This is a genomic window from Aquimarina litoralis, from assembly GCF_039523995.1.
GTDB lineage: Bacteria > Bacteroidota > Bacteroidia > Flavobacteriales > Flavobacteriaceae > Aquimarina > Aquimarina litoralis.
This window is the reverse complement of record NZ_BAAAGE010000002.1, coordinates 585,249-610,379: the sequence shown is the minus strand read 5'-3', so window position 1 is coordinate 610,379 and position 25,131 is coordinate 585,249. Positions and strand designations below refer to the sequence as shown.

Below are 25,131 nucleotides of genomic sequence, written 5' to 3'. Positions count from 1 at the left end.
ATCAATTGGTATAAAATAGTAAACTGTTGTAGATTTACAGGAACAAACAAAAACCAAAATAAACGTTAAAAAAATCCACAAAATACTTCCAATTTTAGAAGCAGTTAACGGCTATAAAAAGGGCACTTTCGGTGCTGATGTAGTAGCAGGGGTTACGGTAGGAGTTATTCTTATTCCGCAGGCGATTGCATACGCATTGTTAATGGGAACTCCTCCAATTTTTGGATTATATGCCTGCCTTATTCCATTGATTGTCTATGCATTATTTGGAACCTCCAGACAGTTAAGTATTGGTCCTGTTGCGGTAACAGCAATATTAGTAATGAGCGGAGTGAGCCAGATAGCGACTCCTTTTACAGATGAGTTTACCAATTTGGTAATTTTCTCAGGTTTGTTAATCGGTTTATTACAAATAATATTGAGTTTATTGCGAATGGGGTTTTTAGTAAATCTTATTTCCCAACCCGTGATTTCTGGATTTATTTCTGCAGCAGCTATTATTATTATCATATCACAGCTTGGTGAGTCGTTGGGTATCAAAATTCCTAATTTTGATTATGTGCATCAATCCTTATGGTATGCAGTGCAACATATTTCTTCCGTGAACTTTATTACATTAGGAATGTGTTTAGGATCTATTTTTGTGATGTTAGTTCTTAAGAAATGGAAAAGATCTTTTCCTGGAGCTTTATTTGTCTTGGTGGTTACAACGGTTATTACGATAATTTTTGATTTACAAAATTTAGGACTTTCAGTTATTGAGGATGTGCCCAAAGGACTACCTTCTTTTAGTATTCCAGATATGAATTATGATTCTATGATTGCTTTGATTCCTTCTGTTTTGACGGTCACATTTATTGGATATGTTGGAAGTATAGGGATTGCAAAATCACTGGAGATGAAAAATCGTGATCATACCGTAAGTCCTAATCAAGAATTATTAGCCTTAGGTATTGCTAAGGTGATAGGTGCTTTTTTTCAAGCGATTCCATCATCAGGAAGTTATAGTAGATCTGCTATTAATGACGAAGCAGGTGGAAAAACTACAGTTTCGTCAATAATTACCGCCTTTATGGTAGTAATTTCTTTATTATTTCTAACATCTTTTTTCTATTATATTCCCAAAGCCGTTTTAGCTTCGATCATATTAGTTTCTGTATTTGGTTTAATCAATATCTCTGAAGCAAAGTACCTTCTCAAATTAAGAAGAAGAGAATTTATAGTTATGTTTATTACCTTTCTAGGAACACTTGTTTTTGGAGTAGAGAAGGGGATCTTTATTGGTGTTATTTTGTCATACATTTTCTTACAGTATTATAGTTCTAGACCGCATATTGCAGAATTGGTAAATATACCCAATACAAATTATTATAGAAATATTAAAAGATTTCCAGATGCTAAGCGATCTTCGAAATATCTCATTATAAGATTCGATGATCAATTGTATTTTGCCAATACGAGTTATTTTAAGGATGCGATAATTCAACAGATAAAGAAAAGAGACGAATCGCCAGAATTTTTGATTCTGGATAGTACTAATATTCATGATATAGACAGTACAGGGCTGCATATACTAGAAGATGTTCATCGTTATTTACAAGATCAGGGAATACAATTACTAATTTCTGGAACTATTGGACCTGTTCGAGATTTTTTGAAAAGATCAGGTTTTACAGATAATTTGGGAGGTCAACATAATTTCCTGAATATTGAGGACGCTGTAGATTTTACAGAGCATAAAACCATTCAGAAAAAATCCATGGAAGTAGCCGTACAATACAATAAAAAGAGGTCTTTTCTAGACTAAGTAAAATAAAATTTATTTTTCATATACATGCATTTTTAAGCCCATTCCATAGTTCATAAATCCTTTTTGAATGAGCATATTATTTTCGCTGTATTTCTCATCAAACCGTTGCCAAGTTCTATTTTTAAAAAATATTCTCCTTGTGAATGTGATATTATCTTCAATTTTATTGGTAAACGGTAGCAAAGGCCTAAATGTAGTGGACACTTTTACGATACCTTTACGAGTTTCGACTTCATGATATTTTTTAGTATGCTGTAGTTTTCCATTTTTATCGGTGTAACCCAAAACTTGTATAGAAATAAAAATACCATTTTTGGGAACAAATACTTTATGTTCTAAAATATCAAGCTCAAAATTAGTTTTATCATCATTGGTAATTCTAAAAATAATATCATCACCTGCTAATCGTTTTCCTGGAAACCCATTATCGTTTCTATAAAATTGCATTTTGAATAGGGTAGAGAATGCTTGCTTCCTACCAGAAGATCCTCTAGAAGATTCCATCATTACAGGTAAGTAAACGGATGCAATTTTTGTTGATTTTAACGGATCTCGCGGAAAAAACACTGCAATTTCAGATTCTACTGTAGGTAACCAACATTTAAAATAATCGTCATGTATTTTGGATCCTTTTCTTTTTGTTTTATATCTACCTAAATTTTCGGCTTTTACTACAACTTCTTGTAATTGTGCTACGTCTGGTGTTAACTCTATTATTTTCGGTAAATTGTTTGTGCTTATTCCTTTTTCTTTATACCCTAAAGCAGAAATATAGATAGAATCAATATCTTTATATCGTTTTTTTGAAAACTCAAATACTCCGTCTTCGTCTGCAAAGAGTCCATTTCCATTACCAAATGAAATTGTTGCATAAGAAATAGGGAATTTTTCACCTGCGTCTTGAATAGTGTATACTTGACTGTAAATACACTGATAGGTAAGTAATACCAACAGTAGGAGTACTTTCTTCATAGGGATTTGAGGGACTTAAATAGTAGTTAAAATTAATAAAAATAATTTAATATTAACTTTTAACCGATTGTATTAATAACTCAAAATATATATAATCATTGTTTTTCTCATTATTAATTAAACAAAAACCGATCCATAAAATTACAACTCTTCTTATTTAAGATTTATTTTTTAAGAATAATGCATTTATGTTTTAAAGGATTATCGATGAACTAATTCTATATTTGAACTCTAAAACCAGATAAAAAATAGTTTCAAATTTTTAAAGTGGAGAATATTTGAAGAAGGCAATTTATTTTATGATTCTTAGTACAATTTCATTCACTGTAATGAATCTGCTCGTTAAGTATTTAGAAGGTTTTAGTGCGTATCAACTAGTTTTTTTTAGATCTATAGGAACATTGTTTTTTACAATGCCTTTTTTGCTACATCACAAGATTCCTATATTAGGGAATCAGAAAAAATGGTTGATACTACGCGGATTAGCAGGAGTAACATCTATGGGACTTTTTTTTATGTCTGTAGAATATCTTAAAATAGGATCAGCAGTATCATTAAGATACCTTTCCCCAATTTTTGCTACTTTATTGGCGGTCTTATTTTTAAAGGAAAAAGTAAAGCATATTCAATGGCTTTTCTTTTTAATTGCTTTTAGTGGTGTTTTAATTATAAAAGGTTTTGATACAGAGATTAATTCTTTCGGATTATTATTAATTGTTTTATCTGCCTTGTTTAGTGGTTTTGTTTACGTGTTGATAAACAAAATTGGTTTAAGAGATCATCCAGTAGTTATTGTTAATTATTTTATGTGGATATCTACGGTTTTGGGCGGGATATTATCCATATTTCAATGGACAAAAACACCTCAAGGAACAGAGTGGGCATTGTTATTAAGTTTAGGGGTTTTTGGTTATTTTGGACAGCTTTTTATGACAAAAGCATTTCAATCACAAGCTACTAATAAAGTTGTTTCTTTGAAATATATGGAAGTAATATTTACCATGATTGCAGGGGTATTTATTTTTGGAGATAATTATCCAATTCTTAGCGTACTAGGAACGGTTATGGTGATTACTGGACTAGTTCTGAATATGTTCTATAAATCCAAATAATTCATGATTAAAAAGAAATAGGGTTTACTTCTATTAAAAAGCAAAACGCTCATGAACTTTTGTATCAGTATCATGAACGTTTCTTGGGTATTTACGACGATGTATATAATAGTTGAGTTATATGTTACAATGGTTTTAGATATATGTCTTTTATCTCATTATTAATGAGCATATGAAATACAGAGCGTTTGGTGAACTAACTAACTAATTAACTAATTATTCAATCACTTAAAAATCAGACTTCGACAATTGTTGGGGCAAAATGTTCTAATCTAGAAACTAAACTAAGATTTCTGCATTCATATACTCAATAATAATATATGGCTAACTAAAATCTTCTCTCAGATAATACATTAGTTTTGTTTTATCTGTAAAACTTTTAATAGTGATTATTTCACCATTTAATTTATTATATATAATTTCCGCGAATAGGAAGTCAATGTAAAAAACACTGTAATAGAAGTCTCTATTGGCATCATTAATCGAAAAAAGGTGGATACCTTTATTCCAAACATGACGATATTTTTCTGCTAAATTTTGCGAATTAAATCGCTTCTCAAGAGTAGTTTTATGCATAAGCAATGGTTTTAAAGATTTAAGGCAAGACTAAACTACGGAAAAACCGTAATAAATCAAATAAAAAAGTGTAAAAAATTAAAAATTCCCCATTTATTACTAGTAAATAGTTGTAATTCAGTTTATTTTATGATAATTGAACGCTCTTTTGTTTAATTTAATCTTTAGAAATGCTTTCGTTATTTTTGCAACATAAACCTTCAAATAATGCCTAAAAAGGGAAAAGCAAAAAATACTCTCAATAAAGCAAAGCATAAAAAACTCATGGATCGCAAAAAGAACAAATTGCGAAAAGAGAAAGAATTAAGGGTTGTAAGGTTAAAAGAAATTGTAAATAGAGTAAACCAATCTAAAGAAAACTCATAAAGAATGAATAACTGTTATTGCGGAAAGTTGGATTCATTCAAGGCTTGTTGTCATAAAATTCATTTAGATATAACTAATGCTCTAACTGCAGAATCTTTAATGCGATCTCGTTATAGTGCTTTTGTCGTTGCAAATGGAGATTATTTGCAGCATAGTCATCATAGTACAACACGTCCTTCTGCTAGAGAAAAGAAATCTACAGTAAAATGGGCTAAATCTGTTCAATGGGTAAAGTTGGAAGTTTTGAATACAAAAGAAGGTCTTCAAAATGATTCAGAAGGTACGGTCGAATTCAAAGCATTTTACTTCGAAAATGGATCATTACAGTGTATTCATGAAAATTCTAAGTTTATTAAGGAAAATGGATATTGGGTATATTTAGGCGTAGTGTAATCTATTTGATATTTAAATTGTTCTTTTTATATACTTATATCTTCCTCAATATCAATTCAAATTACTATATCAAATAAAATATTTTCCCGAAGAAGGGTAACAAAATCATCCTTTGTGTATTTAATGTTGTAATGTCCATTTGCGCGCGTGGGCACACACTAATCATGAGGCCGCCGAAAATCATATAGAGTAGGCAAAATCTAAACATTCAATACAATGAAAAAAGTATTTTTAATACGCAAGGGCTTGGATAAATTTTCTTCAAAAGAACTTCAAAACATGAAAGCCATTCTTGGAGGTGCAGAAAATGATATACCAGATATCATCTATTACCCAACCAGTGGCGGTAGAAGATGTGCAGAAGGTCAAGTTTGGTCAGAAACATTAGGACGTTGTGTGGCAACAGCTATAGAAACACCAGCACATCACCGATAGTATATACGATATGGTTTCGTATTAGGAACTTACTGTAGGTTTTTCAATCTACATATAACTGGGCGGAGTATAGTAAACTTGTACATTTTATCACTATGCTTCGCTTAGTACATTTTTCGCACCTATAAATTCTAATTAAAATATCCTTATGAAATTCGATGCGCTAATTCTAAAAGTAGCAAGTAGATGTAATCTTAATTGCTCCTATTGTTTTATGTACAATCTTGGTGATACTACATATAAACAGCAACCAAAATTCATGTCCTATGAGCTAGTTGATGAAATTTTGGATAAAACAAAACAATATATCCTTAGATATAAAAAGAAAGAGTTTTCATTTATCTTTCATGGAGGAGAACCTTTATTGATAGATAAAAAGTTTTACAGTTATTTTATTAAAAAGGCAAACAAATTAAATCAACAACTATCCGACGTAATCTTCAAATATGATATACAAACGAACGGAGTTTTGATCGATAAATCGTCGTGTTCTTTGTTTAGAGAATTAAATATTTATCCTAGTGTTAGTGTAGATGGGACAAAAAAAGCTCATGATATGTATCGAAAAGATCATAAAGGAAAAGGAAGTTATGATCGTGTTTTTAAATCAGTCCAAATACTAAAAGAACATATAGGATACGCTGACACGGTATGTGTAATCAATGTAGAAGAGGATCCTCAATACATTTATAATAGTTTTAAAGATATGAATGTAAATTCGGTTAACTTTTTAATTCCTGATTTTACACATGATACATTTCCTTTCGATAAAACAAAAACGATTATGGCAGATTGGTTGATTCAACTATTTGATCTTTGGATAGAAGATTCAGAAAGATATCAGATACCTATGTTTGCTGGTTTAATAAATCGACTTTTAGGAACTACGGAGCATACTAATAATGAATCTACAGTATTGGTAATCGAGACCAACGGAGAAATTGAAGCAATTGATTCTTTAAAAGCATGCGGGCATGGCTTTACGAAAACAGGTATGAATATTAATACTCATAATTTTTCGGATATTAAAAAATCACCACTAGGGAAATTGTATTTTGAAGATAGTACAACAAAATTAAATTCAAAATGTCTTAGTTGTCCTATTATGGAAATATGCCAAGGAGGAAGATTGGTACATCGATTTAAAAAAGAAAATGGTTTTGACAATGTATCCGTATATTGTAAGGATCTGATAAAGTTTACGGCTTACATTCAAAACAAATTGATGATTCTTTTTCCAGATCTATTTGACAATGAGAAAGTGGATCAAATGAAAAGTGAAGAGATATGGTCTTTTCTTGATAGACAAGAGTTAGGATCTTCACGATATAAAAGTGATCTGGAGTATTTCGCTACTTATGGAAAATAAATTGATATTTTGAAATAAAATTTTATAGTTTAAACTAATATTTCTACAAGATGGGAAACAAAATTGAAAAGCAAAAGAATTCAATGGGAGAATTTGCAATTGTAGATCAATGCAGTTTACGAGGACACTTAAGATGTGTATACACAACAGGCAAAGAAGTATATCGTGATGGTCGTGACGGAAAAAAAACAATCCATTGGTGGAGAATGTCTTATATAGGAAGAGCATGTACTAGAAAATTCGGAAAAAGAATAGGTTGGTGGTATGAAGCTTTTTTCGCTGTACCACATTATATTGGGATTTTTATAGGAAATATAGCCGGTTATTGTATGTTTTTAATTTTTGGTAAAAAAAATAACCCTGCATGAATTAGCATATTTAGAAATGAGTATTTAATTTTCTAACAACATGCTGTTAAAAACTTGTTTTTCTTTTCTTCTCAAAAAATAATTTCTTTGCTCTCGGAAAAATTAAAGTCATTGGAAGAACAAGTAGCGAAAGTAAAGAAATTTACCAGAAATAACTTTTTTAAGAATACATACTGTGTTTTTAGAGGAGTTCGATTAAGAGAAATATCTAGGAGAAAACCACATTATCGCAGTGAATCAGGTAGTACCTATTATTATACTACAAACGGGGTTTATCGATTGTCGAATCATTGGGGAAGAGCTGCTAAATGTAACTGGCGATTAGTATCCGAAATACCTGTAGAAATTGATGACCTTAGATTAGGTTACGCTGATTGGACTGACTTTAGAGAAAACCTGAGTGAGGATGTTGATGCCTACTATGTATCTGTTAATTTCGAAACCAAAACTGTTAGTTACAAGCACAAAGACAATCCTGATTATGATCAAATAGCTATAATAAGACCTGTAGATGCAACCCGTAAACTAATAAAACAGATTAAAACGCTTTTGGAAGATCACAAATGGGCAAAATACTATGACTATGATGATCTAGATGAATTTCGTAAAGAAATCATTTTAGAATTGGTAAATACCAACAAAAGCTTGAAAGATATAAGACGCGAATTAGCTGCCGGTTAGTTATTTATTCTGGCATAACTACATAAGTATCATCACCATTGACTTTTGGGAATTGTTTGTTTCTCCATTTTTCTTTTGCTTCTTCTAATCGATCTTTACTCGAAGAAACAAAATTCCAGTAAATATGCCTTTCTTCAGGAAACGGCTCACCACCAAATAATAAAACATGGGTGTGCGGTTCTAATACTATAGAGCAGGTATCTTCAATTTTGGACACTAGCATATTTCCTTTTCCAATAATGGAATCACAAGCACCTATTTCACCTTCTACAATACAAATCCCTATTTCACCTTTTAATTCACCTTTTATTTGCAGCTCATATCGTTCTGTACTTTTTATTTCAACCATAAAAAGTTCTGAATGCACTGGTAGAGGAGATTGTTTTCCATATCCTTTTCCTGCAATCAATCTAAATTCTGTATCATGGTCATTCCAATAAGGAAGTTCTTTTTTATCTATATGATGAAATTCTGGTTCTATTTCTTCCAGGTGTTTAGGTAATGCAACCCAAATTTGATATCCATGTGCTAAAAACTCTGTACCATCTCTCATATCATCTGGAGTTCTTTCGGTATGGGTTACACCTTTTCCAGCTACCATCCAATTTACCGAACCAGGAGAAATACGCTGGTTTGTACCAATACTATCCTTATGCATAATTTCTCCGTCTAGTAAATACGTTAACGTTGATAATCCGATATGTGGATGTTGATCAACATCCATATATTTTCCGTTTTTAATAATAGTAGGACCCATATGATCTATAAATATAAAAGGACCAACCATTCTTTTTTTTCTAAATGGTATTAATCTTCCTACTAGAAAATCACCAATATCACGGCTACGTTCTTCAATTATCAATCCTTGATTAGACATTTGCTTTATGATTTGTGAATAGTTTTGGTAAAATACACTTTTTAGGATAGGTAATACGTTAAAAATTTATTAAGTCATTCTTTAAAAAAATAGTACGTGAAGTAGGTTAAATTATTTTACTATCTTTTCCGAAGCAATCTTAAACAACCTAAACCAACCAATGGAAATTTTTTCTTCTTATAACCTGATTATAGAAGTATCTTTAGTACTTATTTTATCTTTTATTTTTAATGGAATAGCAAAAAAAACCAAAATACCGGCAGTTTTAATGCTTATTATATTGGGAGTTGTTATCCAGTATGCGATCAAAGCATTTGGTGAAGGTTCTTTTAATTTCTTTCCAATGTTAGAAGTTTTAGGAATTATTGGGCTAATAATGATCGTTTTAGAAGCTGCTTTGGAATTAAAATTAAAACGGGAAAAATTGGTCCCTATTTTAAAATCCTTAGCTATTGCCTTAATAGGTTTAGTGGCTTCGGCTTATGTTGCGGCTGTTGTTTTAAAAGCGTTAATTGACGGTATGACAATGCAATCTGCATTGTTATACGCTACACCATTGTCTATTTTATCTAGTGCGATTATAATTCCTAGTGTTGCGGGATTATCAGAAGCAAAAAAAGAATTTCATGTATATGAAAGTACATTTTCGGATATTCTGGGAATCATGATGTTCTATTTCTTAACAGGAAAGTTAAATCCTGCCGAGGATGCGGGCGTGGCAGGTTTTGCATTTAACTTAATCCTTACCATCATCATTTCGTTGATAGCTAGTTACGGTATTATTTTAATTTTCCAAAAAATCAAAAGTCAGGTAAAACTGTTCTTATTGATTTCAGTACTATTGTTATTATATGGATTAGGAAAGAAGATGCATTTATCATCGCTTATTATTATTCTAATTTTTGGATTGGTTATAGCCAATATGAAACTGTTTTTTCAGTGGAAATTGGAAAACCTCCTAGACTATGAAAAGGCCAAGGCTATATATCATGAGCTACATGTGATTACCGCAGAAACAGCTTTTGTGGTAAGAACATTGTTTTTCGTAATTTTTGGAATTACAATAACATTATCTTCGCTGTTAAATTTGAAAGTAGCGCTGATAAGCATATTGATAATTATATCCATTTACGCAATACGATATGTACTATTGAGAATATTTGTGGGTAAAGATATATCACCACAGTTGTTTATTGCTCCCAGAGGTTTAATAACTGTTTTATTATTTTATGCAATTCCAGCAGAAGCTATTATCCCTGGATTTGAACCTGGTATTTTGTTATTTGTAATAATAGGAACAAGTTTGATTATGACTGGTGGAATGATCCGTGATAAGAGTACGAATGAAGATGAGTTAACTCCAGAACAAATAGAGGAAGCTGCCAATGCAGAAGTTGCTTATATTATGGATACTACAACAGATCTTAGTGAAATTGAACACTCTTCTGATGAAGAAGGTGAAACTCCAGAATAAGTTTCATAATGAAAAGATTACATCGATTAACTGCGATTTTAGTAAAACTACAATCTAAAAAAATAGTGCAAGCTGCTGATTTAGCGGATAAATTTGATGTAAGTATACGTACTATTTATAGAGACATGCTAGCCTTGTCCGATGCAGGAGTACCTATTGGCGCTGAAGCAGGAACGGGATATTACTTAGTAGATGGATATTCATTACCGCCCATTATGTTTACAGAAAAAGAGGCGAATGCTTTAATCACAGCTGCTAAGATTATAGAGACTAATAATGATGCATCTTTAATCGCGGATTATAATGAAGTAGTAGAAAAAGTAAAGGCAATTTTAAACACTACACAAAAGGAAAAATTAGAATTATTAGAACAAAGGATTGTAAGTCCGCCTTTTAGGAAATCACCAGAAAGCACCTATTTATCGGTAATACAACAAGCGATTACAGATTTAAGGGTTTTAGAAATTCAGTACACTGCGGCTTCTCAAGAATTTACAAAAAGAACCGTAGAACCTTTAGGGGTATATTTTACAAATACTATTTGGGTAATGATTGCTTTCTGTAGATTACGTAATGATTATCGAGAATTCCGAACGGATCGTATTGTAAATCTTATAGAAACTTCAGAGATATTTCCTCCAAAATTATTCACTCTAGAAGATTATTTTAAAAAATATAGAGAACACTAGTAATCCTACTGACATAAGGTTGTCATATGTGGTATTTAGTTTTGATAAAAATTAAAACATGTATCACTTAATTCACACTGTTATGCTTAGTCTGTTTTTATGCTGCGCAAGTATATTTAGTCAAAACCAACACCTTATGAAAAACAAACCGTACACCATGGAAGTAGTGCTCTTTGAAGTCAATCCAGAGTATTCTACAAAACAAGCCAAAGAAGCCTTGACCTCTTTAAATGATATCATAAAACTATATGATGGTTTTATAGATAGAACTACAGCAAGTAATAAAGACGGAAAATTTATTGATCTGTTATATTGGAAAGATGGTAATGCTGCAAAAAAAGCATCCGAAGATATTATGAAAAACCCTAAAGCTATTGCAATATTCGAAATTATCAAACCAGAAACCATGCAAATGTATCATTTAGATGTTTTTAACCAATTCGAAGAATAACCATATCTTTAAACCACACAACCATGTTAGCAGAATTAAAACCAATTTCACAGATTACCAGTAGAATGATTCCTGAACATATTTTACAAAGAAAAGGAGCGAGAAGTATTAAAGATCTTAACCCAGAAGTTCTGGAGTATTTAAATAAAGGTTTAATAGAAACAGCAAATTTGATCGAATGGTTAGCAGTTGATCAATTACACTTATTAAAACTAGTATTAGAAGAATTAGATAAATCAAATTGGTATGATAGTTTTTATGAAGCTGTATCTAATCAAAAGAAACCAACAGCAAATTCTAATACTAAAGCTATTGGAGCTACATTTATGCAGCTGACCAATGATCCTGGTATTATAAATTATCTTTCAAATCATGTTTCAGATATACCCAGATGTTGGGCAGCGCAGTATTTTGGGGCGACTGATATGTCTATAACAGAAAGATTACATACGATCAAACCATTTGCTGCAGATCATCATTTTGGAGTAAGAGAAGTAGCGATTTTTGCAACCAAAGAATATATTATTCAGGATTTAGATCAATCTATTATGGTATTATCCAATTGGGTTAAAAATTCTGATGAGAATATTAGAAGATATGCGGTAGAAACGATAAGACCTATTGGAGTATGGACGAAAAAAATCGATGAACTTAAAGAATCTCCAGAAAAAGCTTTAAGTGTTTTAGAACCATTAAAATCGGATCCTTCAAAATATGTAAGAGACGCAATAGGAAATTGGTTAAATGATGCAAGTAAAACACAACCAAAATGGGTTACAAAGATCTGCAATCAATGGGAAACAGAATCCAAGACTAAAGAGACTAAGTATATTGTCAAAAAAGGCTTGCGGTCAATTAATAAATAATAAAAAATAGTTGTTAACCATCACCACATTTTCAAAGATTATCATATTATTATAAAATAGCGAATTAATACACTAAATAATTATTAAATTACTATTAAATCTTATTCTTTTTAAAGTTTTTATAGGTAAATGTTTTCAGGATTTTTATAGATTTAAACTCCTTATCGAAGTTATCAACAATAGACCTATTTCATAATTTTAGAAGTAGAAAAGAGTAAGTAATGAAAGTACTTTATACTAGTTTAGAATGTTATCCTTTAGCAAAAGTCGGTGGTCTTGGAGATGTGGTGGGTTCGCTTCCTAAATATTTAAATGAACTAGGTTGTAATACTGAAGTAATACTACCATATTACGATAATGATAAGGTACATCAGCTTGTTTGTGAAGATGTCTTTTCCGAAACAATCAATTTAGGAATACATCATTATGATTTTACCATTAAGAAGGTAATTTCATCAGAATTTGGTTTTCAGATATATCTAGTATATCAGAAAGAGTTATTATTCCGTCCAAATGTTTATAGTTATGATGATGACACGGAAAGATTCATTGCTTTTCAATTAGCCATACTCATTTGGCTTCGTAATCAAGAGATAAAACCTGATGTTATTCATTGTCATGATCACCATACCGGATTGATTCCTTTTTTGGTATCTCAAGTTCCGGCCTTTCAGGAATTAATAGATATCCCTACGGTTCTCACCATCCATAATGCACAGTATCAAGGTTGGTTTTCCTACGATAAATTAGATTATATCCCGCAATTTGATCTCCATAATATAGGATTGTTAGACTGGGATCAATGTATTAATCCATTAGCTACAGCTATTAAATGTGCTTGGAGAGTAACTACAGTTTCTCCTAGTTATATGGAGGAATTACAATCACAAGCAAACGGATTAGAAGGTCTTTTACATCATGAAAAAGATAAATGTGTTGGTATCTTAAATGGTATCGATCATACGATCTGGAATACAGAAACGGATCCAATGATGATAAAGAATTATGGAGATAAAAATATTGTTTCTGGTAGAAAAGCGAATAAAAAATGGTTGTGTGATGAGTTTGGTTTGGATGTAGAGAAACCGTTATTTGCTTTTATAGGAAGGTTAGTGTATGAAAAAGGTGCTGATCTTTTACCAGATATATGTTTAGAAACACTTCGTAATTTAGACGTGAATATTTTAATATTAGGATCTGGTGATCACCAAGTAGAAAATAGATTGAGAAGTGTAAAAGAAGAATTTCCTGATTCTTATAACACTTATATTGGATATGATGAGAAGCTTTCTCATATCATTTACGCAGGAGCAGACTTTTTATTAATGCCTTCGCGCGTAGAACCTTGTGGTTTAAATCAAATGTACGCCTTACGATATGGACTTATTCCGATTGTTAGAAGAATTGGAGGACTTAAGGATACGATTATAGATATTGGTGATGACGGTTTTGGGATCTGTCATGACCAGGTAAATGTTCAGGATGTGTATAATTCAATTAAAAGGGGAGTTGAATTTTACGAGAATCAAAAATATTATAGAGAGAAACAAAAAGAGATTGTAAAAATTGATCATTCTTGGAATAATTCAGCGAGCAAATACATAGAATTATATAAATCTTTAAAATAACCACAATGATTAACAAAAAAGTCCTTGCGATTATCCTTGGAGGAGGACAGGGAACCAGATTATCTCCCTTAACGGAAAGTAGATCAAAACCTGCGGTTTCTATAGCCGGTAAATACCGCTTAGTGGATATACCCATAACCAACTGTATACATTCCGATATCAAAAGGATGTTTGTTTTAACTCAGTTTAATTCTGCATCATTAAATAGTCATATTAAAAACACCTATATATTTAGTTCTTTTAGTCAAGCTTTTGTAGATGTATTGGCTGCAGAGCAAACACCAGATAATAAAACGTGGTTTCAAGGTACAGCGGATGCAGTAAGGCAATCTATGCATCATTTTTTAAATCATGATTTTGAGTATGCGCTGATTCTATCAGGAGATCAATTGTATCAAATGGATTTTAATGAAATGATTTCTGCTCATATCGAAAAGGGAGCCGATATTTCTATAGCTACACTGCCTGTAAATGCTAAAGATGCTACCAGTTTTGGTATATTAAAAACTGATGATGAGAGTTTTATTAGCTCTTTTACAGAAAAGCCAAGTACCGATAAATTACCTGGTTGGGAATCAGAAGTAAGTGATGAGATGAAAAATGAAGGGCGTGAGTATCTTGCTTCTATGGGGATTTATATATTTAATAGACAATTGTTGGTAGAACTTTTATCGGATCCATCGAGAATCGATTTCGGAAAAGAGATTATTCCACAATCTATAGATACACATAAAGTATTGGCATATCAATATGAAGGATATTGGACCGATATCGGTACGATTGCTTCTTTTTTTGAAGCTAATATAGAGTTGGCTAATGACATTCCTAAGTTTGATTTATTCGATAACGAGCGTAACATACTTACCAGACCTAGAGTTTTACCACCGTCAAAAATATCTGGTACGTGCTTAGATAAATCAATGATAGCTGAAGGATGTCTGATACAAGCAAAAGAAATTGAACAGTCTGTAATCGGAATTCGATCGAGAATTGGTAAAAATACAGTGATTAAAAACACCTATATGATCGGTAGTGATCGATATCAAGATCTGGAAGAATTAGAAACTGATTCCAAAGAAAATAGACCTTTTATTGGTGTGGGTGAAAATTGCAACATCAATAATGCTATAATAGATAAGGACTGTAGAATTGGTAATAACGTGATTGTAAATGGAGGTTCACATTTAAAAGATACCGAAGATGATCGATTTGTTATCAAAGATGGTATCGTAGTATTTAGAAAAGGGACTATCATCCCAGATAATTTCAAAATTTAATAACCTACTAAATAGAAATTCTATTTAGCTAAATATGATATGCACTCATATCATGATTACCTTTTATGAGTAAAGTTATAGTACATAGTTTATTTTCTGAATTTGATATAGATCTTTTTAAGCTTGGAAAGCACTTCAGGTTATATGAAAAATTTGGTTCTCATATCGTAACGGTGAACGGTGTAAAGGGAACTTATTTTTCTGTGTGGGCTCCTTCAGCTAAATCCGTATCTGTTATTGGGGATTTTAATTTTTGGAATGAAAACGAACATCAACTCAATGTTCGTTGGGATGCCTCAGGAATTTGGGAAGGTTTTATTCCAGAAGTTGGAAAAGGAAATATTTATAAATATAAAATTCATTCTCATCATAATGGTGTGATTACCGAGAAGGCAGACCCTTATGCACGTAGATATGAGCATCCTCCTAAAACAGCATCAGTAGTTTGGGAAGATTCATATGACTGGAAAGATTCTGAATGGATGAAAAAACGGAAAAAGAACAATGCAATCGATGCTCCTTTTTCTGTTTATGAGGTTCATTTAGGTTCTTGGAAAAGAAAAATAGAAGAAGATAGATCCTTGTCATATTACGAATTGGCCGATGAATTAGTGGCCTACGTGAAAAAAATGAATTTTACTCATGTAGAGTTAATGCCCATTATGGAGTATCCTTATGATCCGTCTTGGGGATATCAGCTTACAGGTTATTTTGCTCCAACATCTAGATTTGGATATCCTGAAGAGTTCAAACTATTAGTAGATAAACTACATCAAAATGACATTGGGATCCTATTAGATTGGGTACCATCTCATTTTCCGGAAGATGGTCACGGTTTAGGTTTTTTCGACGGATCTTGTTTATATGAACATCCTGACAGAAGAAAAGGATATCATCCTGATTGGAAAAGTCTGATATTTAATTACGGACGGAATGAAGTAAAAAGTTTTTTGATAAGTAATGCAATATTTTGGTTAGATCAATATCATGCAGATGGATTACGTGTAGATGCAGTGGCTTCTATGTTATTTCTTGATTATTCCAGAGAAGATGGAGAATGGGAGCCAAACATATTTGGTGGAAGAGAAAACCTAGAGGCGATTGATTTCATGAAAGAATTAAATCAAGAGGTTTATAGAAGTTTTCCTGATGTGCAAACCATAGCAGAAGAATCTACCTCATTTCCAATGGTATCCAAACCAACTTTTGTGGGAGGGCTAGGATTTGGAATGAAATGGATGATGGGTTGGATGCACGATACATTGTTGTATATGGGTAAAGAGCCAATTCATAGAAGGCATCATCAGAATGATCTTACGTTTAGTATGACTTATGCTTTTACCGAAAATTTCTTGCTTCCATTATCACATGATGAAGTTGTATATGGAAAAAGGAGTATTATTGGTAGAATGCCTGGTGACGAATGGCAGAAATTTGCCAACCTAAGGCTTTTATATAGCTATATGTTTACGCATCCTGGAACAAATTTGTTATTCATGGGCGCAGAATTTGGACAGCATGACGAATGGAATTTTCAGGGTAGTTTAGACTGGCACTTATTACAATATGATTATCATTCTGGTATTCAAAACCTTATTACCGATCTAAATAAATTGTATAAAGAAAATCCAGCGTTATATGAAAAACAGTTCGATGCAGAAGGTTTCGAGTGGATTAGCTATGATGATTATGAAAATTCTGTAATTACCTATGTTAGAAAAGGCCATAATGATAAAGAGGCATTAGTTATAGCTTGTAATTTCACACCGGTTCCGAGAAAAGATTACCGTATTGGTATATCTATGAAAGGTACTTTAAAGCAAATTTTTAATAGCGACGATACCAAATATGGAGGAACAGGAAATTTTAAAGCGTCAAAAATAAAAATAGAATCAAAAGACTGGCATTACCGAGATTATTCTGCGGAAATTACAATTCCACCTTTAGGAGCTGTGGTATTTAAATTTGATAAGTAGAATAGATGTTTGAGTCTCAATATTAAACAATTGTTAACAGAATATTGTTTCAAACGTTTTCGTAAAATATTCTTGATAAATACTCGATAAAACAATTTAATTATTGCGATAGATATTGTTTTTTTACAATACTAATACAGCAAAGAAACCAACTAAGCTATGATTACTAATACCGAATTAGAAATAAAAGGAAATCTATTTCCTGGAAAGATTGTCTCTTTTTCTCAAAATGTAGATAAGATAAATTTTACAACTGAAAATGGAGTAATTCTACAAATTACTATTTTACGAGGTAGTGTTATTCGTTTTAGATATGCTACGGATAATAATTTTGAGAAAGACTTTTCTTATGCAATCAGTGAAAAAGGTGTTAGAGGATATAGCGAATTAGCTGTAGAAGAATTGGATGATTCTTATAATATTATTACTAAAAAAGTAATCATCAACATTGCTAAATCAAATATCCAGGTTACCATAAGCGATAGAGAAGGTAATGTGATTTGCAAAGACGATTGGGGTTTTCACTGGGAGCAAAGCTATGAGTATGGAGGTAATATTGTGAAGATGAGTAAATCCGCTCCTCAAGGTGAATGTTACTATGGTTTAGGAGATAAACCAATGCATCTAAATTTAAAAGGGAAGCGAATAGAAAATTGGGCTACAGATCAGTATGCATTTGGTAAGGATCAAGATCCGTTATATAAAAGTGTTCCTTTTTATATAGGAATGTATGAAGATAGAGCGTATGGAATATTTTTCGATAATTCATTTAAAACTTTCTTCGATTTCTGTAACGAACGTCGTAATGTAACGAGTTTTTGGGCACATGGAGGAGAAATGAATTATTATTTCTTCTATGGTCCAAACATGCAGGATGTAATAACACGTTATACAGATCTAACCGGTAAACCAGAATTGCCACCTTTATGGGCTTTGGGATATCACCAGTGTAAATGGAGTTATTACCCCGAAAGTAAAGTAAAAGAGATTACTAATAAATTTAGAGAACTCAGAATCCCTTGTGATGCTATCTATCTGGATATCGATTACATGGATGGGTTCAGATGTTTTACTTGGAATAAAGAATATTTTCCTGATCCAAAACGCATGGTAGACGAATTAGCGGAAGATGGATATAAAACGATTGTTATTATCGATCCAGGGATTAAAATAGATGATCAATATTGGGTATATCAGGAGGCTATGGAAAATGATTATTTCTGTAAACGTGCTGATGGTCCCTATATGAGAGGTAAAGTTTGGCCAGGAGAATGTTACTTTCCAGATTTTACCAACCCAGAAGTAAGAGAGTGGTGGGCAGGTCTGTTTAAAGAATTAATTGACGAAATAGGAATCAAAGGCGTATGGAATGACATGAATGAACCCGCTGTTATGGAGGTTCCAGGAAAGACATTCCCTGATGATGTTCGTCATTTTTATGATGGTAATCCATGTAGTCATAGAAAAGCTCATAATATTTATGGTACTCAGATGGCCAGAGCCACTTATGAAGGAATCAAACGTTTTGCATACCCTAAAAGACCTTTTGTTATTACGAGATCAGCATATTCAGGAGCTCAACGATACACTTCGTCATGGACTGGTGATAATGTTGCTACTTGGGAACATCTCTGGATTGCAAATATCCAAGCACAACGTATGAGCATGAGTGGTATGTCTTTTACAGGAAGTGATATCGGTGGTTTTGCAGAACATCCTACAGGAGAGTTGTATGCTCGCTGGATACAGCTTGGCGTTTTTCATCCATTCTGTAGAACGCATTCCTCTGGTGATCATGGCAATCAGGAACCTTGGACATTTGGAGAAGAAGTGATTGATGTTACCAGAAAATACGTAGAGTTAAGATATCAATTACTACCGTATTTATATACAATGTTCTGGGAATACGCTGAAGAAGGAATTCCAATGTTGAAATCCTTAGTACTTTACGATCAAACAGATCCACAAACACATTATAGAACGGATGAATTTGTTTTTGGAAATCAAATTTTAGTATGTCCTGTACAAGAACCAAATGCCAAAGGAAGAAGGCTGTATATTCCGCGAGGAAGCTGGTATAATTACTGGACGCGTGAATATGTAAAAGGAGGAATGGAACAATGGGTAGATGCTGATTTAGATACAATTCCTTTGTTTGTAAAAGAAGGAGCTATAATTCCAAAATATCCAATACAACAATACGTTGGAGAAAAGAAAATAGAAGAATTAAAACTAGAAGTATATTTCAAGCTAGGGAATAAAGAGGTTTCTAAAGTATATGAAGATGCTCAAGACGGGTATGATTATACCAAAGGAAGATATAGCTTACGAAGTTTTTCTTTTACTGGTAAAGAAAATGAAATCATAATACAGCAACATAAGAATGGAACCTATGTTACAGAATATGAAAATATGAATATAGAATTTATCGCGTTACCTTTTACTATAGGAAAAATCGAAATTGATAATGTAGAAGTATCACTAAGCGATCTTAAATTTAATCAGAACTCAATTGTTGTTCCTAAGAACTTTACAGAGCTTCATATTATTGCGAAATAAGTTGTTTATCGATATTTACAGTATTATATAGATTTTTGTGCACAATTAGATAACTTTTTATTCTAATGGGTGTATTGAATTTTGTAATTTTATATTACAAAAATTATATCTATCCTTACTTATTATGAAAAAAAGAAAAGTAATAGTTGCATTAGGATCTATAGCTCTTTTCCTTTCGTGTGCAACGAATCCATTTACTGGTAAACAAACGTTAGCTTTGGTACCTAACTCCCAGATTTTGCCTGCAGCTTTCGCTCAGTATAATCAGGTATTAGGAGAAAGTAAAGTGGTAAACGGTACTTCAGATTCAGAAATGATCAAGCGTGTAGGGCAAAAAATTGCTACTGCTGCGGAGAGATGGCTTAATGCTAATGGACATCAGGGATATTTAAAGGATTATAAATGGGAGTATGCTCTTATTGAAGATGATGCTGTGAATGCATGGGCAATGCCAGGAGGTAAAATAGCATTTTATACAGGAATTTTACCAATTGCAAAAACCGAAACAGGAGTTGCCGCTATTATGGGGCATGAAGTAGTACATGCAATTGCTAATCACGGACAACAACGTATGAGTGCAGGTCAATTACAGCAAATAGCTGCTGTAGGGACTGCTGTGGCTGTAAGTGGTCAGAACGAACAAACCCAACAAATTGTAGGTCAAGCCTTTGGTTTGGGAAGCCAATTCGGAGTAATGCTTCCGTTTAGTAGAAGTCATGAAACAGAGGCAGATAAGATCGGATTAACATTAATGGCAATAGCAGGATATAATCCTGACGAAGCTGCAGAATTATGGAAGCGTATGAAAGCTAATAGTGGTGGACAAGCACCACCAGAGTTTATGAGTACACATCCATCTAACGATACAAGAATTGCTAATCTTACAGCGTGGGCGCCTGCTGCAAAGGCGGAAGCTAGAAAATTTGGTGTTACCAGTTTTAAATAATTGTAAAATATCCTTTCTTAAAAAGATAATAACTATTTTAGAAGCTGTTCTGGACAAACCAGAGCAGCTTTTTTAATTTTCGCACATGGGAAATAGTTTACCAAAAGGACATAAAAAATTACTAAATGCCTGGGCTTTTTATGATTGGGCAAATTCTGTATACAACTTAACAATTTCATCTGCAGTATTTCCAATTTTTTGGGGAGCACTTACAATCGTACGTGATAATGATGATAATATCATTAGTGATACTGTTACTTTTTTGGGTGTAAACTTTAATAATGATTCACTTATTAGTTATGTAACGGCGTTAGCATTTCTAATTGTATCATTTATAAGTCCTTTTCTTTCTGGTATTGCTGACTATGTAGGGAATAAAAAGAATTTTTTAAAGTTCTTTTGTTATTTAGGGGCACTTTCTTGTATTGGATTATATTGGTTCTCCCTAGAGAATTTATTTTTTGGTTTATTGTGCTATCTATTAGCATTAATAGGTTTTTGGGGAAGTATTGTTTTTTATAACTCATATTTGCCAGATATAGCGTTCCCAGAACAACAAGATGCTATTAGTGCTAAAGGATATTCCCTAGGGTATATAGGAAGTGTTATTCTACTAATAATTAATCTGATCATGATATTAAAATATGATTGGTTTGGTTTTGAAAATGAAGGATTACCTACAAGGTTATCCTTTTTAATGGTTGGAGTATGGTGGATAGGGTTTAGTCAGTATACGTACTACTATCTCCCAAAAGGAAACAAAAAGGATAAGTTGTCAAAAGATATATTATTTAATGGTTTTAAAGAACTAAAATCTATTTGGCGAGCACTAAAAGATAACATCAAACTTAAACGCTATTTATTTGCATTTTTTGTTTATAGCATGGCTGTTCAGACGATAATGTTAATAGCTACCTATTTCGGAATAGAAGAATTGGATTGGGGAGAGCAAGATGCAACAACAGGACTTATTATTAGTATCCTTCTAATTCAGTTGGTAGCAATTGCAGGGGCTTTTCTTACTTCTAAAGCTTCTGGTAAATACGGGAATATAAAAACATTAATTGTTATAAATATTATATGGATCATCATATGTGTATACGCGTATACGATCACTACGCCTGGTCAATTCTATGTAGCTGCTGCAATAGTAGGATTAATAATGGGTGGAATACAGGCGTTATCAAGATCTACATATTCTAAATTATTACCAGAAAATGCAGTAGATACTGCTTCTTATTTTAGTTTTTATGATGTTTCCGAAAAAATTGGAATTGTTATAGGAATGTTTTCTTATGGACTTGTGGCACAAGTAACCGGGAGTGTACGATATTCAATTCTATTTTTTATTATATTCTTTGTTATTGGAGTGTTTCTTTTATTCAGAGTCCCTCGAAATGAGAAATGATAGTTAGCATACGAACTAAACATTCTTTCATTTGAGGACGTATCAATTTATAAGCTAAGTTACATTTGCAGTATTCTTATTACAGACTCTTAACAAATATTTTAAGTTGTTTTTAAAAATGTCTTAAGAAAAAATATTAACCTGTTTATATCGTTATTTAACCAAATAACAATACTAATATTAGTTCATCTAGGATTCGGGATTTTTATCGAATAATATCAAATTTTCATGTTTTAAAATGATCAAAATATCTGAGGTGTTATGATATTTGAATTTATGTAACCAATAAACCAAACTTTAAGTAAATATAAAATTGATGAAGAAAATAATTTTAATTCTCACGGTTGTACTTCTGGCTTCATGTTCTGCAAGCCAGAAAACGATAATTGCTGCCAAAAAAACATTAAAAGGAGAATGGTCACTTGATAAGATATCATATGATCGTTCTGGAGTTTTTGAGGTTACGCTATACAATGATGCTTCTGCAGAATGTTTAACAGGTGGAATTTGGAAGTTTATCCCAAATAATAATACTGGGATGTATACTGTAAATGAAAATCAATGTACATCTACAGGGGCGAGAAATTTCAGGTTTACAATTCCAGAACCTTCAGAAAATGGTGAATATAGTTTTTTATTCAAACCAATTGATGAAAAGAAAAAAAGCACAAACAATAACAAAGGCTATCGAATGATGCTTAAGCATTTGGATGCCACTACCATGACTTGGACACAGACAGTAAGTCTAGAAGGAAAACCATTTGTTATTACAATGGACTTTAATAAAATACAATAACTCAAATCATAAAGCAATGATAAAAGCAAATTTAAAATTAACTGCAATTGCATTAACCACGCTTATTATTTTAAGTAGTTGTGATGCTGTGCAAAATGCAAATAACACCCAAAAAGGTGCCGTTATCGGAACAACTACTGGAGCAGTACTCGGTGGAGTAATAGGTAATAATGTTGGCAATAAGGAGAACTCCGTTCTAGGAGCTATTATTGGTGGTGTTGTTGGAGGTGTAGCCGGTGGAGTAATCGGAAAACAGATGGATAAACAAGCTCAGAAAATAGAAGAAGAAATTCCAGGAGCAGAAGTTACTAGAGTAGGAGAAGGTATTGATATTATATTTGATGAAACTAGCGGAGTTTATTTTGATACAAATAAATCAGATATCAATGCAAAATCTAAGGAGAACCTAAATAAATTAATAGGTATTTTTAAAGAATATCCGGATACAAACATTATTGTAGATGGACATACAGATAGTTCTGGTGATGATGCTTATAATTTAGAATTATCTAAAAAGCGTGCCTATGCGGTAACAAACTACCTAATTTCTCAGGGAATTAGTAAAACAAGGTTAACAACCTATTATCATGGAGAAACCTTACCTAAATATGATAACTCAACGGCCGAAGGAAGAGCGAAGAATAGAAGAGTAGAATTTGGAGTAATGGCCAATGACAAAATGATTGAAGACGCTAAACAGAAAGTAGACTAGTACTTTTTACACTAGATAAAGAGAATCCCTAACAAGTATTTGTTAGGGATTTTTTCTTTATAAACCTTTTCTTACACTGTATTCCGTGATCCAATTTTCACCATATATGATGTAGTTTAAAGAGTATTATAAGAGGATATTTGTAGGGTACTTTATTCACATAAACTCTTTAAACCTTTACTTTGAAAACACTTCGTTTTATACTATTTGCAATACTATTATCAAGCTGTGGTTCTACAACTAAATTTATAAGAACTGCTAAGATTTCGATGAATGGTGTATGGATCTTAAAAACTATCAATTATGAAACAGATAGCAAGGGAACTTATGAAATAAGTATTCTTGATAACATTCCTTTATCCTGTCTCGAAGATACTAACTGGGAATTTATAGCTAATAATCATACAGGTAGCTATTCCTTATCGGGATCGACTTGTCTTAAAAAAGGAGTTTTCAATTTTATTTGGTCCATTCCAAATGAATTACAGGGATATACGCATAGTATTTTGCTAAAACCTGTAGATAGTAAAATGAAAAATACTATAAACAATAAAGGGTATCGAATGCAATTATACGAGCTTGACGGAACTAATATGGTTTGGGCGTATGATATGATTGTAGATGGTCATAAATTTACTGTAAAGCTCAATTTTCAGAAACAATAGAATTAATTATTACCAACAAATATAAACTCATATAATAAAATCACAGATGATGAAACATACAAAAAAAATCGGCTTTCTATTTCTATTTATTTTAGTTTTTGGAAGTTGTAAAACTATGAAAAACTCTGAAATAGGAGGATTAATTGGTGCTGCTGGTGGAGCAGTGATTGGAGGAGTAATCGGTAACCAAGTCGATGATACTGAGCTAGGAGCTGTAATAGGAGGTATGGTCGGAGCTACCGTAGGAGGTATTATTGGAAATCAAATGGATCAACAAGCTAAAAAAATTGAAGAAGAAATGCCTAGTGTTGTGGTACAACGAGTAGAAGAGGATATTAATATCGTGTTTGACGAAGAAAGTGGTGTCTACTTCGAAACAAATAAGCATGATTTGAATACATCATCCAAAGAAACAATCCATAAATTAGCTAGCATCTTAAAAGAATATCCATATTCTAATATCTTAATAGAAGGACATACGGATAACGTAGGTAAAGAAGAATCTAATTTTGTGTTATCAAAACATCGAGCACATTCCGTAAAAGAATACTTAGTAGAACAAGGGATTGATGAACAACGATTTACAGTAAGATACTATGGTGAATCTCAACCCAAATATGATAACACTACAGTAGAAGGTAAATCAAAAAACAGAAGAGTAGAAGTAACAATTTCACCTAATGAAGAGCTACGTAGACAAGCTGTTGCTCAAATAAAAGAGTAAC

At 32.3% G+C, this 25,131-nt stretch carries 25 protein-coding genes; 22 read left to right on the top strand and 3 right to left on the bottom strand.

Annotation, left to right across the window (positions count from 1 at the left end):
- Positions 1–58: 58 nt before the first annotated feature.
- Positions 59–1,807 (top strand): SulP family inorganic anion transporter, encoded by a 1,749-nt coding sequence (locus ABD077_RS11625; RefSeq protein ID WP_343912986.1) that lies wholly within the window; start codon positions 59–61, stop codon positions 1,805–1,807.
- 12 nt (positions 1,808–1,819) lie between these two features.
- Here the strand turns inward: ABD077_RS11625 and ABD077_RS11620 are convergent, their stop codons facing one another.
- Entirely contained in the window at positions 1,820–2,782 is a 963-nt protein-coding gene (locus ABD077_RS11620) for a hypothetical protein (RefSeq protein WP_343912470.1), read from the bottom strand.
- Positions 2,783–3,060: 278 nt separating this feature from the next.
- Between ABD077_RS11620 and ABD077_RS11615 the strand changes: the two genes are divergently transcribed.
- On the top strand, positions 3,061–3,894 hold the full coding sequence (locus tag ABD077_RS11615) for a DMT family transporter (protein ID WP_343912469.1): 834 nt from the start codon (positions 3,061–3,063) through the stop codon (positions 3,892–3,894).
- Positions 3,895–4,218: 324 nt separating this feature from the next.
- Here ABD077_RS11615 and ABD077_RS11610 read toward each other — a convergent pair whose 3' ends face one another.
- The gene (locus tag ABD077_RS11610; RefSeq protein WP_343912468.1) at positions 4,219–4,470 is read right to left on the bottom strand and encodes a hypothetical protein; all 252 of its coding nucleotides are present in this window, start codon (positions 4,468–4,470) and stop codon (positions 4,219–4,221) included.
- Positions 4,471–4,677: 207 nt separating this feature from the next.
- Between ABD077_RS11610 and ABD077_RS11605 the strand changes: the two genes are divergently transcribed.
- The 6 genes from ABD077_RS11605 to ABD077_RS11580 all read left to right on the top strand — a co-directional run bounded on the left by ABD077_RS11605 (position 4,678) and on the right by ABD077_RS11580 (position 8,082).
- Positions 4,678–4,836 (top strand): hypothetical protein, encoded by a 159-nt coding sequence (locus ABD077_RS11605; RefSeq protein WP_343912467.1) that lies wholly within the window; start codon positions 4,678–4,680, stop codon positions 4,834–4,836.
- Positions 4,837–4,839: 3 nt separating this feature from the next.
- Positions 4,840–5,229, top strand: a complete 390-nt coding sequence (locus ABD077_RS11600; protein ID WP_299601297.1) for a YchJ family protein — start codon at positions 4,840–4,842, stop codon at positions 5,227–5,229.
- 279 nt (positions 5,230–5,508) lie between these two features.
- Positions 5,509–5,664 (top strand): hypothetical protein, encoded by a 156-nt coding sequence (locus ABD077_RS11595; RefSeq protein ID WP_343912466.1) that lies wholly within the window; start codon positions 5,509–5,511, stop codon positions 5,662–5,664.
- Positions 5,665–5,812: 148 nt separating this feature from the next.
- The gene (locus ABD077_RS11590) at positions 5,813–7,033 is read left to right on the top strand and encodes a radical SAM protein (RefSeq protein ID WP_343912465.1); all 1,221 of its coding nucleotides are present in this window, start codon (positions 5,813–5,815) and stop codon (positions 7,031–7,033) included.
- Between the two features lie 50 nt (positions 7,034–7,083).
- Entirely contained in the window at positions 7,084–7,401 is a 318-nt protein-coding gene (locus ABD077_RS11585) for a hypothetical protein (protein WP_343912464.1), read from the top strand.
- Positions 7,402–7,488: 87 nt separating this feature from the next.
- Positions 7,489–8,082, top strand: coding sequence for a hypothetical protein (locus tag ABD077_RS11580; protein WP_299601305.1), 594 nt, complete (start codon positions 7,489–7,491; stop codon positions 8,080–8,082).
- 4 nt (positions 8,083–8,086) lie between these two features.
- Here the strand turns inward: ABD077_RS11580 and ABD077_RS11575 are convergent, their stop codons facing one another.
- Positions 8,087–8,959: a pirin family protein gene (locus ABD077_RS11575; protein WP_343912463.1), complete on the bottom strand. Its 873-nt coding sequence runs from the start codon at positions 8,957–8,959 to the stop codon at positions 8,087–8,089.
- Between the two features lie 160 nt (positions 8,960–9,119).
- Between ABD077_RS11575 and ABD077_RS11570 the strand changes: the two genes are divergently transcribed.
- The 14 genes from ABD077_RS11570 to ABD077_RS11505 all read left to right on the top strand — a co-directional run bounded on the left by ABD077_RS11570 (position 9,120) and on the right by ABD077_RS11505 (position 25,130).
- The gene (locus ABD077_RS11570) at positions 9,120–10,433 is read left to right on the top strand and encodes a cation:proton antiporter domain-containing protein (protein WP_343912462.1); all 1,314 of its coding nucleotides are present in this window, start codon (positions 9,120–9,122) and stop codon (positions 10,431–10,433) included.
- An 8-nt stretch (positions 10,434–10,441) separates the two neighbouring features.
- Positions 10,442–11,122: a helix-turn-helix transcriptional regulator gene (locus ABD077_RS11565; protein ID WP_343912461.1), complete on the top strand. Its 681-nt coding sequence runs from the start codon at positions 10,442–10,444 to the stop codon at positions 11,120–11,122.
- Between the two features lie 136 nt (positions 11,123–11,258).
- Positions 11,259–11,573, top strand: a complete 315-nt coding sequence (locus ABD077_RS11560) for a hypothetical protein (protein WP_343912460.1) — start codon at positions 11,259–11,261, stop codon at positions 11,571–11,573.
- Positions 11,574–11,596: 23 nt separating this feature from the next.
- Positions 11,597–12,439, top strand: coding sequence for a DNA alkylation repair protein (locus ABD077_RS11555; RefSeq protein WP_343912459.1), 843 nt, complete (start codon positions 11,597–11,599; stop codon positions 12,437–12,439).
- 221 nt (positions 12,440–12,660) lie between these two features.
- Positions 12,661–14,067: a glycogen synthase gene (locus ABD077_RS11550; RefSeq protein ID WP_343912458.1), complete on the top strand. Its 1,407-nt coding sequence runs from the start codon at positions 12,661–12,663 to the stop codon at positions 14,065–14,067.
- 5 nt (positions 14,068–14,072) lie between these two features.
- Positions 14,073–15,344, top strand: coding sequence for a glucose-1-phosphate adenylyltransferase (locus ABD077_RS11545; protein ID WP_343912457.1), 1,272 nt, complete (start codon positions 14,073–14,075; stop codon positions 15,342–15,344).
- A gap of 65 nt (positions 15,345–15,409) precedes the next feature.
- A complete protein-coding gene (gene glgB / locus ABD077_RS11540; protein WP_343912456.1) occupies positions 15,410–17,320 on the top strand; it encodes a 1,4-alpha-glucan branching protein GlgB in 1,911 nt (636 codons plus the stop codon).
- 159 nt (positions 17,321–17,479) lie between these two features.
- Complete coding sequence (locus ABD077_RS11535) at positions 17,480–19,879, top strand: glycoside hydrolase family 31 protein (RefSeq protein WP_343912455.1); 2,400 nt, start codon at positions 17,480–17,482, stop codon at positions 19,877–19,879.
- A gap of 124 nt (positions 19,880–20,003) precedes the next feature.
- Positions 20,004–20,825, top strand: a complete 822-nt coding sequence (locus tag ABD077_RS11530; protein WP_299601325.1) for a M48 family metallopeptidase — start codon at positions 20,004–20,006, stop codon at positions 20,823–20,825.
- An 85-nt stretch (positions 20,826–20,910) separates the two neighbouring features.
- Positions 20,911–22,233, top strand: coding sequence for an MFS transporter (locus tag ABD077_RS11525; protein WP_343912454.1), 1,323 nt, complete (start codon positions 20,911–20,913; stop codon positions 22,231–22,233).
- Between the two features lie 316 nt (positions 22,234–22,549).
- Positions 22,550–23,029 carry a lipocalin gene (locus ABD077_RS11520; RefSeq protein ID WP_343912453.1) on the top strand — a complete coding sequence of 160 codons (480 nt, stop codon included), beginning with the start codon at positions 22,550–22,552 and terminating at the stop codon, positions 23,027–23,029.
- Between the two features lie 16 nt (positions 23,030–23,045).
- A complete protein-coding gene (locus ABD077_RS11515; protein WP_343912452.1) occupies positions 23,046–23,741 on the top strand; it encodes a YiaD family glycine zipper/OmpA-like lipoprotein in 696 nt (231 codons plus the stop codon).
- Between the two features lie 182 nt (positions 23,742–23,923).
- The gene (locus ABD077_RS11510) at positions 23,924–24,406 is read left to right on the top strand and encodes a hypothetical protein (RefSeq protein ID WP_343912451.1); all 483 of its coding nucleotides are present in this window, start codon (positions 23,924–23,926) and stop codon (positions 24,404–24,406) included.
- Between the two features lie 46 nt (positions 24,407–24,452).
- Complete coding sequence (locus ABD077_RS11505; RefSeq protein WP_486303261.1) at positions 24,453–25,130, top strand: YiaD family glycine zipper/OmpA-like lipoprotein; 678 nt, start codon at positions 24,453–24,455, stop codon at positions 25,128–25,130.
- Position 25,131: the final 1 nt, after the last annotated feature.

Excerpts from the sequence above, each read along its gene's own strand:
- ABD077_RS11620 (WP_343912470.1), bottom strand. The coding sequence starts at position 2,782 with ATGAAGAAAGTACTCCTACTGTTGGTATTACTTACCTATCAGTGTATT.
- ABD077_RS11610 (WP_343912468.1), bottom strand. The coding sequence starts at position 4,470 with ATGCATAAAACTACTCTTGAGAAGCGATTTAATTCGCAAAATTTAGCA.
- ABD077_RS11605 (WP_343912467.1), top strand. The coding sequence starts at position 4,678 with ATGCCTAAAAAGGGAAAAGCAAAAAATACTCTCAATAAAGCAAAGCAT.
- ABD077_RS11600 (WP_299601297.1), top strand. The coding sequence starts at position 4,840 with ATGAATAACTGTTATTGCGGAAAGTTGGATTCATTCAAGGCTTGTTGT.
- ABD077_RS11595 (WP_343912466.1), top strand. The coding sequence starts at position 5,509 with ATGAAAGCCATTCTTGGAGGTGCAGAAAATGATATACCAGATATCATC.
- ABD077_RS11590 (WP_343912465.1), top strand. The coding sequence starts at position 5,813 with ATGAAATTCGATGCGCTAATTCTAAAAGTAGCAAGTAGATGTAATCTT.
- ABD077_RS11585 (WP_343912464.1), top strand. The coding sequence starts at position 7,084 with ATGGGAAACAAAATTGAAAAGCAAAAGAATTCAATGGGAGAATTTGCA.
- ABD077_RS11575 (WP_343912463.1), bottom strand. The coding sequence starts at position 8,959 with ATGTCTAATCAAGGATTGATAATTGAAGAACGTAGCCGTGATATTGGT.
- ABD077_RS11570 (WP_343912462.1), top strand. The coding sequence starts at position 9,120 with ATGGAAATTTTTTCTTCTTATAACCTGATTATAGAAGTATCTTTAGTA.
- ABD077_RS11565 (WP_343912461.1), top strand. The coding sequence starts at position 10,442 with ATGAAAAGATTACATCGATTAACTGCGATTTTAGTAAAACTACAATCT.
- ABD077_RS11560 (WP_343912460.1), top strand. The coding sequence starts at position 11,259 with ATGAAAAACAAACCGTACACCATGGAAGTAGTGCTCTTTGAAGTCAAT.
- ABD077_RS11555 (WP_343912459.1), top strand. The coding sequence starts at position 11,597 with ATGTTAGCAGAATTAAAACCAATTTCACAGATTACCAGTAGAATGATT.
- ABD077_RS11550 (WP_343912458.1), top strand. The coding sequence starts at position 12,661 with ATGAAAGTACTTTATACTAGTTTAGAATGTTATCCTTTAGCAAAAGTC.
- ABD077_RS11545 (WP_343912457.1), top strand. The coding sequence starts at position 14,073 with ATGATTAACAAAAAAGTCCTTGCGATTATCCTTGGAGGAGGACAGGGA.
- glgB (WP_343912456.1), top strand. The coding sequence starts at position 15,410 with ATGAGTAAAGTTATAGTACATAGTTTATTTTCTGAATTTGATATAGAT.
- ABD077_RS11535 (WP_343912455.1), top strand. The coding sequence starts at position 17,480 with ATGATTACTAATACCGAATTAGAAATAAAAGGAAATCTATTTCCTGGA.
- ABD077_RS11530 (WP_299601325.1), top strand. The coding sequence starts at position 20,004 with ATGAAAAAAAGAAAAGTAATAGTTGCATTAGGATCTATAGCTCTTTTC.
- ABD077_RS11525 (WP_343912454.1), top strand. The coding sequence starts at position 20,911 with ATGGGAAATAGTTTACCAAAAGGACATAAAAAATTACTAAATGCCTGG.
- ABD077_RS11520 (WP_343912453.1), top strand. The coding sequence starts at position 22,550 with ATGAAGAAAATAATTTTAATTCTCACGGTTGTACTTCTGGCTTCATGT.
- ABD077_RS11515 (WP_343912452.1), top strand. The coding sequence starts at position 23,046 with ATGATAAAAGCAAATTTAAAATTAACTGCAATTGCATTAACCACGCTT.
- ABD077_RS11505 (WP_486303261.1), top strand. The coding sequence starts at position 24,453 with ATGATGAAACATACAAAAAAAATCGGCTTTCTATTTCTATTTATTTTA.